The organism is Stenotrophomonas sp. RG-453, assembly GCF_033843685.1.
Lineage (GTDB): Bacteria > Pseudomonadota > Gammaproteobacteria > Xanthomonadales > Xanthomonadaceae > Stenotrophomonas > Stenotrophomonas bentonitica_A.
Genome location: NZ_JAMYED010000003.1, coordinates 231,316 through 247,400, shown reverse-complemented (window position 1 = coordinate 247,400; position 16,085 = coordinate 231,316). Strand labels below are relative to the sequence as shown.

The window sequence follows — 16,085 nt, the reverse complement described above, 5'->3', positions numbered from 1 at the left end:
CGACCGCGCAAGTGCGTCAGCTATTGTGCCGCAAGCGGACAGATCGTCCTACCCCGATAACGGTAGGCATCGCCCCTCCCGCCCATTAGGCTGTACGCATGTCACATTCTGAAGACGAAGATCCCGCGGCCCTGTTCCGGGCCGCCATCGGCGAGGTCAAGCCGCTGCGCAAGGTGGTCACCCCGCCGCCGGCCACGCCGCGGCCCAAGCCGCGTGCGCGCATGGCCGAACAGGATGAACAGGAGGCCCGCGGGGAATTCGCCCGGCTGCTGCGCGACAGCAGCCCACTGGAGGCCGGCGATACCGCCAGCTACCGGCGCGAGAATCTGCCGCCGCGGATGTTCCAGCGGCTAAAGCGCGGGCAGTACTCCGTGCAGGACGAACTGGACCTGCATGGCGCGACGGTGGCCCAGGCCGAGACACTGGTGCGCCAGTTCCTGGTGGAAGCGCATGCCCATGAGTACGGCTGCGTGCGCATCATCCACGGCAAGGGACTGCAATCCGATGGCGGCGCACCGGTGCTGAAGAATCTGGTCGATCGTCTGCTGCGCCTGCGCAACGACGTGCTCGCGTTTCATTCCGCGCCCGCCGGCCAGGGCGGCACCGGTGCAGTGCTGGTGCTGCTGAGCAACCGGTAACGCCGGCCCTGGCCCCCACGCGCGGGGTAGAGCCGACCGTTGGTCGGCTGAGGAAGGCAGTCGACCAACGGTCGGCTCTACGCAATTTGTGGTGCCGGGACGGACGGCAGCCGACCAACGGTCGGCTCTACGCGGACTGGCTGGCGTCTTCTACCGGCCCCAGCTCATGCAGCACCGCGGTGGCGTAGCAGCCGGGCGGCAACGCGAAGCTCAGTTCCAGCACGTCGGGAGCCAGCCACCGGTGCTGCAGCATCGCCGGGCGCAGGCGCAGCGCGCGGCGCTCCTGCTTCAGGCGGGCGCTCTCCAGGCCGGCGCGCAGTGCAAGCGATTGCGCATCGGCAACCGCGCCCAGCTCCAGCTCGGCAGCGGCACCGGTGCTGCGCAGTTCCCCCTCTCCCCACAACGGGCCGCTGGGATGAATGTCGAAGCGGCCGAGACGATCAGCCAGCAGATCCGTCCACGGCTCCGGGCCGAACACGCTGCGGCTGCCATCGAGCATCCAGACCTCGCCGTCCAGCGGCGCGTCCCAGTTGCCCTGCTCCACGCGCGCCGCCAACACCTGGTTGAACAGCGCCGAACGGGCGGCCGAGAGCAGCAGCGAGCGCTGGTCCGGACGCATGCGGCGGCCACCGAACATCGCCAGCGCCGCCGGCACATTGCCGCCATCGCGACCGAAACGCTGCTCACCGAACCAGTTCGGCAGGCCGCGCGAGGCGATATGGGAAAGTCGCTCTTCGATGGCCGCAGCATCCCCCTGCACATCGCGCAGGACCAGCTTGAAGCGGTTGCCGGCCAAAGCACCGCGCTGCAGCTTGCGGTTGTGCCAGGTCGACTCGACCACCTCGATCTCATCGGAAGCCAGCAGCGCCGGATCCGGCGCCACGCGCTTGGGCAGGTGCACGCTGAAGCGCTGCGTGGTGACCGCATGGCGGTCTTTCATGCCGGCGTAGCTGACCGCCATGTCCGGCAGCCCGGCCCATTTGGCCAGCACCTTGGCGACGTGCACGGTGTTCGCGCCACGCTTGCGGATCGTCAGCAGCAGGTGCTCGCCCTCGCCGCTCGGCTCGAATGCCGGCAGTTCGTCGACCTGGAAATCCTCGGGCGTGGTGCGGATCTTCGCGGTGAGCAACGGCGCGCCGAACGCCAGCGGCAACGGGATCACAGCGCCACCAGCAGTACGCTGGCCTGGGCGGCGATGCCCTCGCTGCGGCCGGTGAAGCCCAGCTTTTCCGACGTGGTCGCCTTGACGCTCACGCAGTCCAGCGCGATGCCCAGCACGGTGGCGATGCGCTCACGCATGGCCAAGGCGTGCGGGCCGACCTTCGGCCGCTCGCAGATCACGGTGATGTCGGTGTTGCCGACCTGCCAGCCGCGCTCGCGCAGCAGGCCGTTGCAATGCGCAAGCAGGTGCGCGCTGTCCGCGCCCTTCCAGCGCATGTCGGTCGGCGGGAAATGCACGCCGATGTCACCCAGCGCCAGCGCGCCGAGCATCGCATCACACAGGGCGTGCAGGATCACATCGCCATCGCTGTGCGCGAGCACGCCACAGCTGTGTTCGACACGGATGCCACCGAGCATGATGTGGTCGCCCTCGCCGAAGGCATGGACGTCGTAGCCCTGTCCGATGCGGAAGGGAGGGAACTGTGGCGTGGTCATTGCAAGAACCTGCGGTTGGGTGTGGCGCGTGCGGACGTCAGGGTTCGCGACGCGACAACACGAATTCAAAACGGGACAGATCAGCCGGGGTGGTGACCTTGAAGTTGTCTTCGCTGCCTTCCACCAGCAGCGGGCGCAGCCCCTGGCGCTCCATGGCCATGGCCTCGTCGGTGACCTCCACGCCGGCATCGGCCGCCTCCTGCAGCGCGCGCGCCAGCTGGTGGCGGCGGAACAGCTGCGGGGTCAGCGCGCGCCACAGGCGCTCACGCGGCTCGGTGGCATCGATGCCGCCGTCGTCGCCGGCACGCTTGAGGGTGTCGCGGACGGGGGCGGCGAGGATCGCGCCGACCGGGTCGGCACGCCCCACTTCCAGCAGGCGGCCCAGATCGGCAGCGGCCAGGTTGGGGCGGGCGGCATCGTGGACCAGCACGAAATCATCGGCCCGCACGTCATCGGGCAAGGCATGCAGGCCGGCCAGTACCGAGCCGGCACGGGTCGCCCCGCCGATGCAGGTCAGGATGGGTTTGTCCGCCAGCGACTGCCAGCCCGGCCAATCGGCGTCATCCTCGGCGACCACCACCATCACCCCGGCCACGACCGGGTGCGAGAGCAGCGCCTGGAGGGTATGGGCCAGCAACACGCGGTCGCCGGCCAGCAGATACTGCTTGGGCGTGGGCCCGCCGAAGCGGGTGCCACGTCCAGCGGCGGGCACCACCGCCCAGATGCCGGCCATCAGGGCACGTCCTGGTGCGGCGCGTCCGGATCGGGAACGGCCGTCGGTGCACGCGGCGGCGGCACCGGCGCGTCTTCGACCACGCGGTAGAACTTCTCGCCGGGCTTGATCATGCCCAGCTCGCTGCGCGCGCGTTCTTCGATGGCCGCCTCGCCTTCCTTGAGGTCCTTGACCTCGGCAGCCAGCGCGTCATTGCGCTGCTGCAGGCCGGCGTTGTCCCGCTTCTGGTTCTCGACCTGGGCTTCGAGCATCATCACCTCGCCCGAGTTGCCCGGTCCAAACCAGAAGCGGTACTGCAGCCACGCGAGCAGCAGCGCGAGCACCAGCAGCAGCCAGCGCCAGTTGCGCATGCGATCAGCGCTTCAGCGACACGAACGCGTCACGACCAGCGTAACGCGCGCCGGCACCGAGGGCTTCCTCGATCCGCAGCAGCTGGTTGTACTTGGCCACGCGATCGCTGCGGCACAGCGAGCCGGTCTTGATCTGGGTGGCGGTGGTGGCCACGGCGATGTCGGCGATGGTGGTGTCTTCGGTTTCGCCCGAACGGTGCGAGACGATCGAGGCGTAGTTGGCCGCGTGCGCCATGGCGATCGCTTCCAGGGTCTCGGTCAGGGTGCCGATCTGGTTGACCTTGATCAGGATCGCGTTGGCGGTGCCGGACTCGATGCCTTCCTTGAAGATCTTCGGGTTGGTGACGAACAGATCGTCACCGACCAGCTGCACCTTGTTGCCGATGCGATCGGTCAGCAGCTTCCAGCCGGCCCAGTCGTTCTCGCCCAGGCCGTCTTCGATGGTGATGATCGGGTACTGCGCGGCCCAGTCGGCCAGGAAGTCGACGAACTGCTCGGAGGTCAGGCGCTTGTTCTCGCCGACCAGGTTGTACTTGCCGTTCTCGTAGAACTCGCTGGAGGCCACGTCCAGGCCCAGCAGCACGTCTTCACCGGCGGTGTAGCCGGCCTTGCCGATCGCTTCAAGGATGGTGTCCAGCGCTTCGACGTTGCTGCGGAAGTCCGGCGCGAAGCCGCCTTCATCGCCCACCGCCGTGCTCAGGCCATGGCCCTTGAGCACCGACTTGAGCGAATGGAAGATCTCGGTGCCGGCACGCAGCGACTCGGAGAACGAGGTGAAGCCGACCGGCAGCACCATGAACTCCTGGAAGTCGACGTTGTTGTCGGCATGTGCGCCGCCGTTGATGATGTTCATCATCGGGACCGGCAGGGTCACGTCGCGGCCATTGGCCAGGTGCTGCCACAGCGCCTGCTTCTTCGAGGCGGCCACGGCATGCGCGTTGGCCAGCGAAACCCCCAGCAGCGCGTTCGCGCCCAGGCGGCCCTTGTTCTCGGTGCCGTCCAGATCGATCAGGCGGCGGTCCAGGCCTTCCTGGTCGGCGGCGTCGAAGCCCTTCAGTGCCGTGGCGATCGTGGTGTTGACGTTGGACACGGCGTTGCGCACGCCCTTGCCCAGGTAACGGGTCTTGTCGCCGTCACGCAGTTCCACGGCTTCCTTGGTGCCGGTCGAGGCGCCCGACGGCACCGCGGCACGACCGAACGAGCCGTCCTCAAGGATGACTTCGGCTTCCAGCGTGGGGTTGCCACGGCTGTCGAGGATTTCACGGGCGTGGATGCTGCGGATCGTGGTCATAGCGGGCCGGTTACCAGTCAGAGAGGGGAGGCGCCGCCAATGCAGCGCCGAAAAAAACATGCCGCGTGATTATCCCTGCACACCCGTCACTTGCCAAATCGGCGTGGCCGACGGCAGCACCCCGGCCACGGTGGCCTGGCGCGAGACCAGCGATGGGATCAACAACACCAGCATCAACAGCGCCAGCAGGAGCAGTGCGCCACCGCCGCCAGCCGCCTGCCGGCGCAGCCGGAATGCGAGCACGCTGGCAGTGACACAGACCAGCGCGACGGTCCCGGTCAGCGACAGCGTCACCAGCAGCAGCGGGCGCACCGAGCGCAGCGCGTTGTCGCCATCGCCCGGCGAGCCGACGCTGGCGAATACCAGCAGCACCAGCACGAACACACCGCCCCAGGCGGTCATCGCCGCACCCAGCGCGATCCAGCCCCAGGCCCAACCGCGCCAGCCGCGGCGCACCGCGGGTGACGCCGGCACGTCGGCCATCATGCGAAGCGCGAGAACCCGTGCTTCTTGGTGACCGCGTCGAGTTCCATCAGGGTTTCAAGCAGTTCTTCCATGCGATCCAGCGGCCACGCATTGGGGCCATCGGACAGCGCCTTGGACGGATCCGGATGGGTCTCGGCGAACAGGCCCGAGACACCGACCGCCACTGCCGCGCGCGCCAGCACCGGCACGAACTCGCGCTGGCCGCCGGAGCTGTTGCCCTGCCCGCCCGGCAGCTGCACCGAATGGGTGGCATCGAACACGACCGGGCAACCGGTATCGCGCATCACCGACAGCGAACGCATGTCGCTGACCAGGTTGTTGTAGCCGAAGCTGGCACCGCGCTCGCAGACCATGATGTCCTGGTTGCCGGTGGCCTTGGCCTTCTCGACGACCGGCTTCATGTCCCACGGCGACAGGAACTGACCCTTCTTGATGTTGACCGGCTTGCCGGCCGCACACACCTTGGTGATGAAATCGGTCTGACGCACGAGGAACGCCGGCGTCTGCAGCACGTCCACCACCGAGGCCACTTCGTCCATCGGGGTGTATTCGTGCACGTCGGTCAGCACCGGCACGCCGATCTGCTTCTTCACCTCAGCCAGGACCTTCAGGCCCTCTTCCATGCCCGGGCCGCGGAAGGCGGTACCCGAGGTGCGGTTGGCCTTGTCGAAGCTCGACTTGAAGATGAAGTTGATGCCGAGGCGATCGGTGATTTCCTTCAACTTGCCAGCCACGTCCAGCTGCAGCTGCATCGACTCGATCACACACGGGCCGGCGATCAGGAACAGGGGCTGGTCCAGCCCGACGTCGAATCCACACAGTTTCATGGCGTTTCCTTGTTGTCCGGCGAACACTGGCCAGGCCAGCCGCCGTGGGTGATTAGCGCTCTGCAATGGGGGCACGTGGCCCCCACCGCAAGTGCGGCGTGCCGATCAGGCGGCCGCGTCCTGGGCCAGCTTGCCACCGGCCTTGCGCTCGCGGGCGGCACGGATGAAGCCGATGAACAGCGGGTGGCCGTCGCGCGGGGTCGACAGGAACTCCGGATGCGCCTGGCAGGCCAGGAACCACGGGTGCTGGTCGCGCGGCAGTTCGATGACTTCCACCAGGGTGTCATCCATCGATTTGCCCGCGATCACCAGGCCGGCATCTTCCAGCTGGGTGCGATAGCGGTTGTTGAACTCGTAACGGTGGCGGTGACGCTCGGCGACCACGTCCTTGCCGTACAGCTCGCGGGCCAGCGTGCCCGGCTTCAGGCGCTGCTCCTGCAGGCCCAGGCGCATGGTGCCGCCCAGGTCGCTCTTGTCGTCACGCTTCTCGACATCGCCGGTGGCGGTGCGCCATTCGGTGATCAGGCCGATCACCGGGTTCGGCGACTGGCGATCGTTCTCGGTGCTGTTGGCACCTTCCAGGCCGGCCACGTGGCGGGCGAAATCGACCACTGCGGCCTGCATGCCGTAGCAGATGCCGAAGTACGGCACCTGCTGCTCACGGGCGAACTGCGAGCTCAGCACCTTGCCTTCGAAACCACGGTCGCCGAAGCCGCCCGGCACCAGGATGCCGTCGACATCCTTCAGCGCGGCCAGGTCGCTGTCTTCCAGCTCCTGCGCTTCGAGCCACTTCAGGTTGACCTTGGTGCGCTGGCGCAGGCCGCCGTGCTTGAGCGCTTCGCCGACCGACTTGTAGGCGTCCTGGTGGTCGACGTACTTGCCGACCACCGCGATGGTGACCTCGTCCAGCGGGTGCAGGGTGGCGTCCACCGCCGCTTCCCACTCGTGCAGGTCGGCCGGGCCGGCCTTGTCGCCGAGCTTGAGCTGGTTGATGACGATGTCATCCAGGCCCTGCGCGTGCAGGCCCATCGGAATGCGGTACAGCACGTCCACGTCCGGCACGCTGATCACGGCGCGCTCGGAGACGTTGGTGAACTGGGCGATCTTGCGGCGCTCCGAATCCGGCACGACCTGCTCGGAACGGCACAGCAGCACGTCCGGCTGGATGCCGATCGAACGCAGCTCCTTGACCGAGTGCTGGGTCGGCTTGGTCTTCAACTCGCCGGCGGCAGCGATGTACGGCACCAGAGTCAGGTGCATGAACAGCGCCTTCTCCGGGCCGCGCTCGGTGCGCACCTGGCGGATCGCCTCCAGGAACGGCAGCGACTCGATGTCGCCCACCGTACCGCCGATCTCCACCAGCGCCACGTCGAAGCCTTCGGTGGCCTCGTCCATGCAGCGGCGGATCTCATCGGTGATGTGCGGAATGACCTGCACGGTGGCGCCCAGGTAGTCGCCGCGGCGCTCCTTGCGGATCACGTTCTCGTAGATGCGGCCGGTGGTGACCGAGTTCTTGCGGCTCAGGCGGGTGCGCACGAAGCGCTCGTAATGGCCCAGGTCCAGGTCGGTCTCGGCGCCGTCATCGGTGACGTAGACCTCACCGTGCTGGAACGGGCTCATGGTGCCCGGGTCGACGTTGATGTACGGATCGAGCTTCATCATCGTCACCCGCAGGCCGCGGGCCTCGAGGATGGCGGCAAGCGACGCGGCGGCAATACCTTTGCCGAGCGAGGACACTACGCCGCCGGTTACGAAGATCAAGGGAGTCATGGCTGGGGGTGTCCTGTCAGGAAGGGGGAAACGGCGCCGACGCGCAGGGCGACGGACGACGTGAAGGGGGAAATCAGAGCGATCCGGGCGGCTGCGGGGCGTTCACGCGCCAGGGCCGGGATCAGGGGGGATGCGGTGCGGGAGTGGGTCAGCGACGTCGGGTCAGCCGTGCCGGCCACTGTCTGGACCGTCACCTCCTGCCTACCCTGCTGGCGATCGCGCACGATCAGGCCAGTCCATTCGCTGATGGATGACACGCACTACTCCCGGAAAGCCATAGTTTACAGATTGACGGCCCCCAGCCCAAGGGGCGGATGACGGTCTTCACATAAGAAGAAGAGCCCCGGCGCGATACCGGGGCTCATGTTGACTACTTTTTCAGATCCCCAGGTCTCTCTGGTGGAGAGCCCCCTTGGAGTTCAAGGGGGCGCGCCGACAGGCGCGGGGATGTGGAAGAGAGGGTGAGCGGGGCCCACGGTTTGCCGCGCAAACCGTGGGGAAGCGTCAGCGCGAAGCGCTTATCGCTTCTTCCGCGCTTCTTCCTCTTCCTCCTTCTGCGGGGCCTGCTCGCCCCTGGCCTTCATTTCGGCCGTGGCGGCCGCGCGGCGCTTGGCCTTGGCGTCCGCCTCGGCCTGCGCCCTGTCGGCCTGTTCGCCCTGCTGCGGCGTGGGCTGGCCCTGTCCGGCGTTCTGGGCCAGTGCCATGGGCACGGCCACCACGGCGGCGGCGATGGCAACGATGGTCAGCAACTTCTTCATGGGGTGCTCCTCGCGGTATGGCATGGAATGGGGCGCCGGAGGCTCCGGTTTCCCATCCATCACAGTCTATCGCGCCCCGGTCGGCCCCCCCCTGAACGTGTGGCGTGCAAAAAACCCGTCCAGACCGCAAACTTCGCCGTCGCATTGCGCTTTATGAAGACAGATGAACGCCCGCTATAACGCCGCCGATATTGAAGTCCTGTCCGGCCTGGACCCGGTCAAGCGCCGCCCCGGCATGTACACCGACACCGCGCGCCCGAACCATCTGGCGCAGGAAGTCATCGACAATGCCGTCGACGAAGCCCTGGCCGGGCATGCCCACACGGTCGAAGTCACGCTGTTCAAGGACGGCAGCTGCGAGGTCAGCGATGACGGCCGCGGCATGCCCGTGGACATCCACCCCGAGGAGAAGATCCCCGGCGTCGAACTGATCCTGACCCGCCTGCACGCGGGCGGCAAGTTCAACAACAAGAACTACACCTTCTCCGGCGGCCTGCATGGCGTTGGCGTGAGCGTGGTCAACGCGTTGTCCACCCTGGTCGAAGTGCATATCAAGCGCGACGGCAGCGAACACCGCATCACCTTCCGCAACGGCGACCGCGCCACCCCGCTGGAAGTGGTCGGCAGCGTCGGCAAGAAGAACACCGGTACCCGCGTGCGCTTCTGGGCCGACCCGAAGTACTTCGACACGCCCAAGTACAACCTGCGCGCGCTGCGCCACCTGCTGCGTGCCAAGGCCGTGCTGTGTCCGGGCCTGACCGTGAAGCTCCACGACGAAGCCACCGGCGAGCAGGACACCTGGTACTACGAAGACGGCCTGAGCGATTACCTCAAGGCCGAGCTCGGCGAGCGCGAGATGCTGCCGGCCGACCTGTTCGTGGGCCACCTGAAGAAAGAAAACGAGGTGGTGGACTGGGCCCTGGCCTGGATCCCCGAAGGCGAGCTGGTCCAGGAAAGCTACGTCAACCTGATCCCGACCGCCCAGCACGGCACCCACGCCAACGGCCTGCGCACCGGCCTGACCGAGGCGCTGCGCGAGTTCTGCGACTTCCGCAATCTGCTGCCGCGTGGCGTCAAGCTGGCCCCGGAAGACGTATGGGACCGCGTGTCGTTCGTGCTGTCGCTGAAGATGACCGATCCGCAGTTCAGCGGCCAGACCAAGGAACGCCTGTCCTCGCGCCAGGCCGCCGGCTTCGTCGAGGGCGCTGCGCATGATGCCTTCAGCCTGCTGCTGAACCAGAACGTCGCATTGGGCGAGCAGATCGCCCAGCTGGCGATCGAGCGCGCCAGTGCGCGCCTGAAGACCGAAAAGCTGGTGACCCGCAAGAAGGTCACCCAGGGGCCTGCCCTGCCCGGCAAGCTGGCCGACTGCATCAGCCAGGACCTGTCGCGCACCGAGCTGTTCCTGGTCGAAGGCGACTCCGCCGGCGGCAGTGCCAAGCAGGCCCGCGACAAGGACTTCCAGGCGATCCTGCCGCTGCGCGGCAAGATCCTCAACACCTGGGAAGTGTCCTCGGGCAGCGTGCTGGCCTCCGAGGAAGTGCACAACCTGGCCATCGCGATCGGCTGCGACCCGGGCAAGGAAGACATCGCCGGGCTGCGCTACGGCAAGGTCGTCATCCTGGCCGACGCCGACTCGGACGGCCTGCACATCGCGACCCTGCTGACCGCGCTGTTCCTCAAGCACTTCCCGGCACTGGTCGATGCCGGCCACGTGTTCGTGGCGATGCCGCCGCTGTTCCGTGTCGACGTGGGCAAGCAGGTGTTCTACGCCCTGGACGAGGAAGAGAAGCGCACGATGCTGGACAAGATCGAACGCGAGAAGATCAAGGGCCAGGTCAGCGTGACCCGCTTCAAGGGCCTGGGTGAAATGAACCCGCAGCAGCTGCGCGAGTCCACCATCCATCCCGATACGCGTCGCCTGGTGCAGCTGACCATCGATGATGGCGAGCAGACCCATTCGCTGATGGACATGCTGCTGGCCAAGAAGCGCGCCAGCGACCGCAAGGGCTGGCTGGAAAAGAAGGGCGACCTGGCTTCGCTGGAGGTCTGATCCGCCTCGAGTGGCACTGAAAAAACCCGCCTTCCGGCGGGTTTTTTCTTGCCTGTGCCACCAGGCATGGATGCATGCAGCGGGAAGGATTACCGTGGCGTCACCGCATTCGCAGGAACCCGCGTGCCGTTCGACCCGACCCTGATGCTGGAAACCACGCGCCTGGTGCTGACACCGATCCGCGCCACGGACGCGCAGGCGTTGTTCGCGATCCAGTCCGACCGTCCGGGCATGCGCTACTGGAACCATCCGGCGTGGACCGACCTCAAGCAGGCCTACGTACAGATCCTCGACGATCTCTCCGCGCTGGAGGCAGGCACGCAACTGAAACTGGCGATCCGTGAGCACGTGGACGGACCGCTGCTGGGCATCGTGGTCGTGTTCGCGATCGACGAGACGTCCAGGCGCGCGGAGATCGGGTATCACCTGGCGCCGGCGGCACAGGGCAAGGGCTACATGCACGAGGCGCTGTCACGGTTCGCGGCCTACCTGTTCGATGAACTGCGCATGCGTCGGCTGGAAGCGGAGATCGATCCGCGCAACGTCTCGTCGGCCAAGGTGCTGGAGCGGATCGGGTTCCAGCGCGAAGGACTGCTGCGGGAGCGCTGGCGGGTTGCCGGCGAGGTCTCCGATTCAGCCGTCTACGGCCTGCTGGCACGCGAGTGGCAGGATCGGGCCGACCCGGCGCCGCGTTAGAACGGGCGCGGCGCCATCCTGCGTATACCGGCCTCGCCCCGCCCCGTCCGGCACGCTCCCTCCACGAAAAAGCCCGCCTTGCGGCGGGCTTTTCGATGTTCAACCGTGCGGACCGGTCAGGCCCAGCCGAACAGTTCGAACAGGCGCAGGATCAGGTACGCACAGCCGCCGGCGGCCGGGATCGTCAGGATCCACGCCCACACGATGCGCTCGATCACGCCGAAGCGCAGCGAACGCGGGTTCTTGGCAAAGCCCACGCCCATGATCGCGGTGGAGATGCTGTGGGTGGTCGAGACCGGCATACCGAAGTGCGCGGCCAGGGTCAGGATGGTGGCCGAGCTGGTTTCCGCGGCGAAGCCGTGGATCGGGTGCAGCTTGACCATCTTGTGGCCCAGGGTCTTGATGATCTTCCAGCCGCCCGAGGCGGTACCGGCGGCCATCACCACGGCGCAGGTCAGCACGATCCACATGGCGATGCCGTCGCCGGCGCTCGCGTCCGGGTGCATGAAGGCCAGCCAGGACGGCAGGTCGTTCAGGGCACCGGTCGCTTCGGCACCGATCAGCGTCATGGCGATGATGCCCATGGTCTTCTGTGCATCGTTGTGGCCGTGCGCGAAGCCCATGTAGGCCGCCGAGGCGATCTGGGCCTTGCCGAAGAACGCATTGACGATGCGCGGGCGCGCCAGCCGGCCGATGAACCCGCCCACCTTGGCCATGCCCGCGATGATCGCCCACAGCAGCAGCATCACCGCGATGCCGAGCAGGAAGCCGGCGATCGGCGAGGTGATCATCGGCAGGAACACCTTCCACAGCAGGCCCTTGTTCTGGGCCCAGGTGCCGATGCGCTCGGACCAGATCAGCGCGTCCCAGTTGTTATGGGCAGCGGCCAGGCCGGCGCCGCACAGGCCGCCGATCAGGGCATGCGAGGACGAGGACGGCAGCCCCTTCCACCATGTGATCAGGTTCCAGATGATGCCGCCCAGCAGCGCGCACAGGATCACCTGCGGGGTCACATCGACCACGTTGGTGTTGAGCAGGCCCGAGGCGATGGTCAGCGCCACGGCGGTGCCGGTCAGGGCACCGATGAGGTTCATGAAGGCCGCCAGCATCACCGCCCAGCCGGGCGAGAGCACTTTGGTCGCCACCACGGTGGCGATGGAGTTGGCGGTGTCGTGGAAGCCGTTGATGAACTCGAAGACGAGCGCGGCCAGGATCACCACCAGGACAAGGGTCAGCATGCTGTGGCGTCCGTCAGCTGTTCTTCAAGACGATCTGGTAGGCGACCACGCCGGCCTCGCGGCAACGATCGATGGCCTTTTCCAGGATCTCGAAGAACTCCTTCAGCAGGAACATCTGCAGGCTGTCCAGGCGGCCGGAATAGATGTCGCGGTACAGCTCGAGCATCAGGCGGTCGGCTTCGTTCTCCAGCGAGCGCAGCTTCTCGTTGAGCGCGGTCATCCGGTCCAGGTTCATGTGGCGCAGGTCGCCCACCATCTCCACCACCACGCTGGCGGCCTGCTCCAGCATCGCCGCGCGGGGCGCGAAATCGATGTGTTCCAAGTGCTGGGTGGCCAGCGAATAGCGATCGGCGAACTTCTCGATCTGCTTGGGAATCTTGTACAGCGCCGAGCCCAGCGCTTCGATGTCTTCGCGCTCGATCGGGGTCATGAAGCTGTCGACCAGCGCCTGGCTGATCTTGTCCGAGGCGGCGCGCTCGCGCAGGCGGGCCAGCTTGAAGGCGTCCAGCGCCGGCTGGCGGTCCGCTTCGCGCAGCATCGCGTGCAGCGCCTTGGCGCTGTCCTGGGCGGCCTGGGCAGCCTCGTCCAGCAGGGTGTAGAACTGTTTGCCGGAGCCAAAAATGGTCTGCAGAGAGAACATTGAGAAACCTATTCGCCGTCGAGGAAGGACGGCACCGGGCGGAATTATGACGGTTTGATGTCCAATCCGGGTACTCCCTGTCATCTTCACGCTCCCACGGCCCTGCCTGAACGACCCTGATTGCATCCCTGCCCCGGCCTTTTGTTAAGATGCGCGGGCACCTTCGGGTGCACTCTATGGACGACGACCCTTACCCCCCGCCGCACCGCCGCGCTTACGCGCCCTCCGGTAGCCGACATCGCTTGAACACGCCCTCCCTGCCACCAACCGGGGATGAAGCCCGTGTTTGAACTGCTTATCGTCCTTGCCCTGATCCTGCTCAACGGCTTCTTCGCCATGTCCGAAATGTCGGTCATGACCTCGCGCAAGAGCCGCCTCAAGCAGATGGCCGCCTCCAGCAAACGCGCCGAGCGCGCGCTTGAACTGTCTGAAAAGCCCGAGAGCTTCCTGTCCACGGTCCAGATCGGCATCACCCTGATCGGCATCCTGACCGGCGTGTTCGGCGGTGAGGCGATCGGCCTGGCCATCGCCGAGTGGCTGCACGGCATCGTCCCGGCCTTCGCCTACTCCAGTGAAGTTGGCAAGGCGCTGGCGGTTGCCCTGATTACCTTCCTGACGCTGATCTTCGGTGAACTGGTCCCCAAACGACTGGCCATCACCCGTTCGGAAGACATCGCCGGGCTGGTCGCCTGGCCGATGGGCTGGCTGTCCCGGATCGCTTTCCCGTTCGTGTGGCTGCTCTCCCACAGCACCCGGCTGGTGCTGCGCGTGCTCGGCCTGGGCAAGGATGAGGCCGCGTCGGTCACCGAAGAAGAGATCCGCATGCTGGTGGCCGAGAGCCACGAAGCCGGCGTGATCGACGCCCACGAGCGCGACATGATGAACCGCGTCATGCGCCTGGGCGACCGCACCGCCGACAGCCTGATGACCCCGCGCAACCGGATCGCCTGGCTGGATACGCAGGCCGCGCCGGAGAAGAACATCGCCACCATGCGCGAGAACGAGTTCTCCCGTTACCCGGTGTTCCGCGACAACGACCAGGACATCGTCGGGGTGCTGGAAGTCAAAAGCCTGGTGACGCGCCTGGTGCGCGATGACCATTCGCTGTTCCAGAACCTGCGCGAGCCGCTGTACGTCTCCGAGTCCACCCACGCGATGAAGCTGCTGGAGATCTTCCGCGAGGAGCAGCAGTCGATGGCGCTGGTGGTGGACGAGTACGGCGAGATCCAGGGCCTGGTCACCATCAGCGACCTGATGGGCGCGGTGGTCGGCCGCCTGCAGTCGGTGGAGAACGTGGACGAGGACGCACTGGTCGTGACCCGTGAGGACGGCTCGTTCCTGGTCGATGGCTCGCTGTCGATCGAGGACCTGCGCGAACTGATGGGCAACGCTGAGCTGCCCGATGCCGACGATGGCGATTACTACACGCTGGCCGGCATGTGCATCCATTATTTCGGCCGCATCCCGCATGCGGGCGAGTACTTCGATTGGGCCGGCTGGCGCATCGAGATCGTCGATCTTGACGGTGCCCGCGTCGACAAGCTGCTGCTGCGCACCCTGAGCGAAGACGAAACCGATGACATCACCGGCTGAGCCGACGCCGCCGGATCCGACGCGGCCGCAGTACCGCAACGAGGGGATCCGTACCCTCCTGGCGATGTTCGACCACGGTGACCCGGAGGAACGGCTGCTGCTGGGCCAGATCCTGCAGGATCTGCAGCAGAGCGCGTTCGGCGTGTTCCTGTTCGTGGCGATCCTGCCGGCCTTCATTCCGATTCCCGGGATCGGCGGCGCGGTCAGTGGGCCGCTGGTGGTCCTGATCGGTGCGCAGATGCTGTGCGGCATGCGCCGGCCGTGGCTGCCGGGCTTCATCCGCAACCGTGGGCCCAAGCGCGGCACCATGCATCGCTTCCTGGAGCGCATCGACGGCCCACTGCGGCGCTTGGACCGCCTGCTAAAACCGCGGATGGCCGGACTGCTGGTGCCGCTGCCCGCCCATGCATTCAGCGGCCTGCTGCTGATCCTGATCGGCGTGCTGTTGTCGCTGCCGATCCCGCTCACCAACTATCTGTTCGGCTTCCAGTTGCTGCTGTTCGCGCTGGCGCTGCTGGAACGCGACGGCGTGCTGATGCTGGTCAACTGGGTCGGGGCGGTGGCTGCCGTGCTGTTCTTCGGCTTCAGTTCGGGCCACCTGGTGGGCTACACGGTGGACCTGTTCCAACGCTGGTTCTGAAGTACCGACCAACGGTCGGTACCTACCGAATTACCCACCAACGGTGGGTACCTGCCGAATTATCGACGCACGGTCGGTACCTGCCATTGAAGTACCGACCCACGGTCCGTACCCACCGAATTACCGGGTCGGCACCTACGCGCCGGGCTTGAGATCCACCGTGCCAGTGTCGGACATCGCGCCCGGGTCATCGGTGACGGCCGACAGCACGAAATACAGGGCCTTGCCGAGCAGGCCACCCGGGCCATCCCAGTATTCGGCCGATTCGGCGCTGACGTGGATCAGGCGCAGGTTCGGGTCGTCCTTGCCGCCCGGGAAGAAGATCTTCATCGCCGGCGACCAGAGTTCGTCGATCTTGGCGCGGTCATGGACCACCCGCGCGGTACCCGAGACCGAGACATAGGTATTGCCCGAGGGCGAGGCGTAGGCCACGTTGACGCGCGGGTTGGCGGTGATTTCCGCGATCTTCGGGCTGTCGGCGCCGGTGGCGAACCACAGGTCGCCATCGAACTCGACTTCCTGCGTGCCCAGCGGACGACTGAACAAGCGTCCGTCCACACCGACCGTGGTGAACATCGCGATGTCCACGCCGCGGATCAGTTCGGCCAGTTGTTTGATGTGCTGCTGACGATCGTGCTCGGCCATGGGGTGGCTCCTGCAAGGGGAGCCACCATCACAGCCGATCGGCGGCTACGGCGACGTGAACCGCGCGGTCA

The 16,085-nt window shown here is 66.6% G+C and carries 18 protein-coding genes; 5 read left to right on the top strand and 13 right to left on the bottom strand.

Going from position 1 to position 16,085, the window contains the following annotated elements:
- Positions 1-98: 98 nt before the first annotated feature.
- Positions 99-638 carry a Smr/MutS family protein gene (locus tag NJD74_RS06755; protein ID WP_070427087.1) on the top strand — a complete coding sequence of 180 codons (540 nt, stop codon included), beginning with the start codon at positions 99-101 and terminating at the stop codon, positions 636-638.
- 127 nt (positions 639-765) lie between these two features.
- Here NJD74_RS06755 and truD read toward each other — a convergent pair whose 3' ends face one another.
- From truD to NJD74_RS06705, 10 genes are all read right to left on the bottom strand, one after another.
- Positions 766-1,800 (bottom strand): tRNA pseudouridine(13) synthase TruD, encoded by a 1,035-nt coding sequence (gene truD, locus NJD74_RS06750; protein WP_070470648.1) that lies wholly within the window; start codon positions 1,798-1,800, stop codon positions 766-768.
- Entirely contained in the window at positions 1,797-2,294 is a 498-nt protein-coding gene (gene ispF, locus NJD74_RS06745) for a 2-C-methyl-D-erythritol 2,4-cyclodiphosphate synthase (RefSeq protein WP_019183333.1), read from the bottom strand. The genes truD and ispF overlap by 4 nt, the downstream gene beginning before the upstream one ends.
- A 37-nt stretch (positions 2,295-2,331) precedes the next feature.
- Positions 2,332-3,030 (bottom strand): 2-C-methyl-D-erythritol 4-phosphate cytidylyltransferase, encoded by a 699-nt coding sequence (ispD, locus tag NJD74_RS06740; RefSeq protein ID WP_026069800.1) that lies wholly within the window; start codon positions 3,028-3,030, stop codon positions 2,332-2,334.
- On the bottom strand, positions 3,027-3,377 hold the full coding sequence (ftsB, locus tag NJD74_RS06735; protein WP_019183335.1) for a cell division protein FtsB: 351 nt from the start codon (positions 3,375-3,377) through the stop codon (positions 3,027-3,029). Before ftsB ends, ispD begins: the two co-directional genes overlap by 4 nt.
- Before the next feature lie 4 nt (positions 3,378-3,381).
- On the bottom strand, positions 3,382-4,668 hold the full coding sequence (gene eno, locus NJD74_RS06730) for a phosphopyruvate hydratase (RefSeq protein ID WP_319623859.1): 1,287 nt from the start codon (positions 4,666-4,668) through the stop codon (positions 3,382-3,384).
- A gap of 69 nt (positions 4,669-4,737) precedes the next feature.
- Positions 4,738-5,154, bottom strand: coding sequence for a hypothetical protein (locus NJD74_RS06725; protein WP_026069801.1), 417 nt, complete (start codon positions 5,152-5,154; stop codon positions 4,738-4,740).
- Complete coding sequence (gene kdsA / locus NJD74_RS06720; protein WP_019183338.1) at positions 5,151-5,981, bottom strand: 3-deoxy-8-phosphooctulonate synthase; 831 nt, start codon at positions 5,979-5,981, stop codon at positions 5,151-5,153. Before kdsA ends, NJD74_RS06725 begins: the two co-directional genes overlap by 4 nt.
- 105 nt (positions 5,982-6,086) lie before the next feature.
- Complete coding sequence (locus tag NJD74_RS06715; protein WP_070427084.1) at positions 6,087-7,751, bottom strand: CTP synthase; 1,665 nt, start codon at positions 7,749-7,751, stop codon at positions 6,087-6,089.
- Positions 7,748-8,008, bottom strand: a complete 261-nt coding sequence (locus NJD74_RS06710; RefSeq protein WP_070470650.1) for a hypothetical protein — start codon at positions 8,006-8,008, stop codon at positions 7,748-7,750. The genes NJD74_RS06715 and NJD74_RS06710 overlap by 4 nt, the downstream gene beginning before the upstream one ends.
- A 261-nt stretch (positions 8,009-8,269) precedes the next feature.
- Entirely contained in the window at positions 8,270-8,509 is a 240-nt protein-coding gene (locus NJD74_RS06705; protein ID WP_070427082.1) for a hypothetical protein, read from the bottom strand.
- Positions 8,510-8,672: 163 nt separating this feature from the next.
- Here NJD74_RS06705 and parE point away from each other — a divergent pair, with 163 nt between their 5' ends.
- Positions 8,673-10,562 (top strand): DNA topoisomerase IV subunit B, encoded by a 1,890-nt coding sequence (gene parE / locus NJD74_RS06700; protein WP_046273688.1) that lies wholly within the window; start codon positions 8,673-8,675, stop codon positions 10,560-10,562.
- Between the two features lie 144 nt (positions 10,563-10,706).
- Positions 10,707-11,258, top strand: a complete 552-nt coding sequence (locus NJD74_RS06695) for a GNAT family protein (RefSeq protein WP_319623955.1) — start codon at positions 10,707-10,709, stop codon at positions 11,256-11,258.
- A 116-nt stretch (positions 11,259-11,374) separates the two neighbouring features.
- Here NJD74_RS06695 and NJD74_RS06690 read toward each other — a convergent pair whose 3' ends face one another.
- Together NJD74_RS06690 and NJD74_RS06685 are read right to left on the bottom strand one after the other, a co-directional pair.
- Complete coding sequence (locus NJD74_RS06690) at positions 11,375-12,496, bottom strand: inorganic phosphate transporter (protein WP_019183344.1); 1,122 nt, start codon at positions 12,494-12,496, stop codon at positions 11,375-11,377.
- Between the two features lie 13 nt (positions 12,497-12,509).
- Positions 12,510-13,136: a DUF47 family protein gene (locus NJD74_RS06685; protein ID WP_019183345.1), complete on the bottom strand. Its 627-nt coding sequence runs from the start codon at positions 13,134-13,136 to the stop codon at positions 12,510-12,512.
- A 282-nt stretch (positions 13,137-13,418) separates the two neighbouring features.
- On the opposite strand from NJD74_RS06685, the gene NJD74_RS06680 reads away from it, so the two are divergent.
- A complete protein-coding gene (locus NJD74_RS06680) occupies positions 13,419-14,729 on the top strand; it encodes a hemolysin family protein (RefSeq protein WP_284129607.1) in 1,311 nt (436 codons plus the stop codon).
- The gene (locus tag NJD74_RS06675; protein ID WP_319623858.1) at positions 14,713-15,369 is read left to right on the top strand and encodes an exopolysaccharide biosynthesis protein; all 657 of its coding nucleotides are present in this window, start codon (positions 14,713-14,715) and stop codon (positions 15,367-15,369) included. Before NJD74_RS06680 ends, NJD74_RS06675 begins: the two co-directional genes overlap by 17 nt.
- Positions 15,370-15,504: 135 nt before the next feature.
- Here the strand turns inward: NJD74_RS06675 and NJD74_RS06670 are convergent, their stop codons facing one another.
- A complete protein-coding gene (locus NJD74_RS06670; RefSeq protein ID WP_284128093.1) occupies positions 15,505-16,014 on the bottom strand; it encodes a pyridoxamine 5'-phosphate oxidase family protein in 510 nt (169 codons plus the stop codon).
- Between the last annotated feature and the right edge of the window lie 71 nt (positions 16,015-16,085).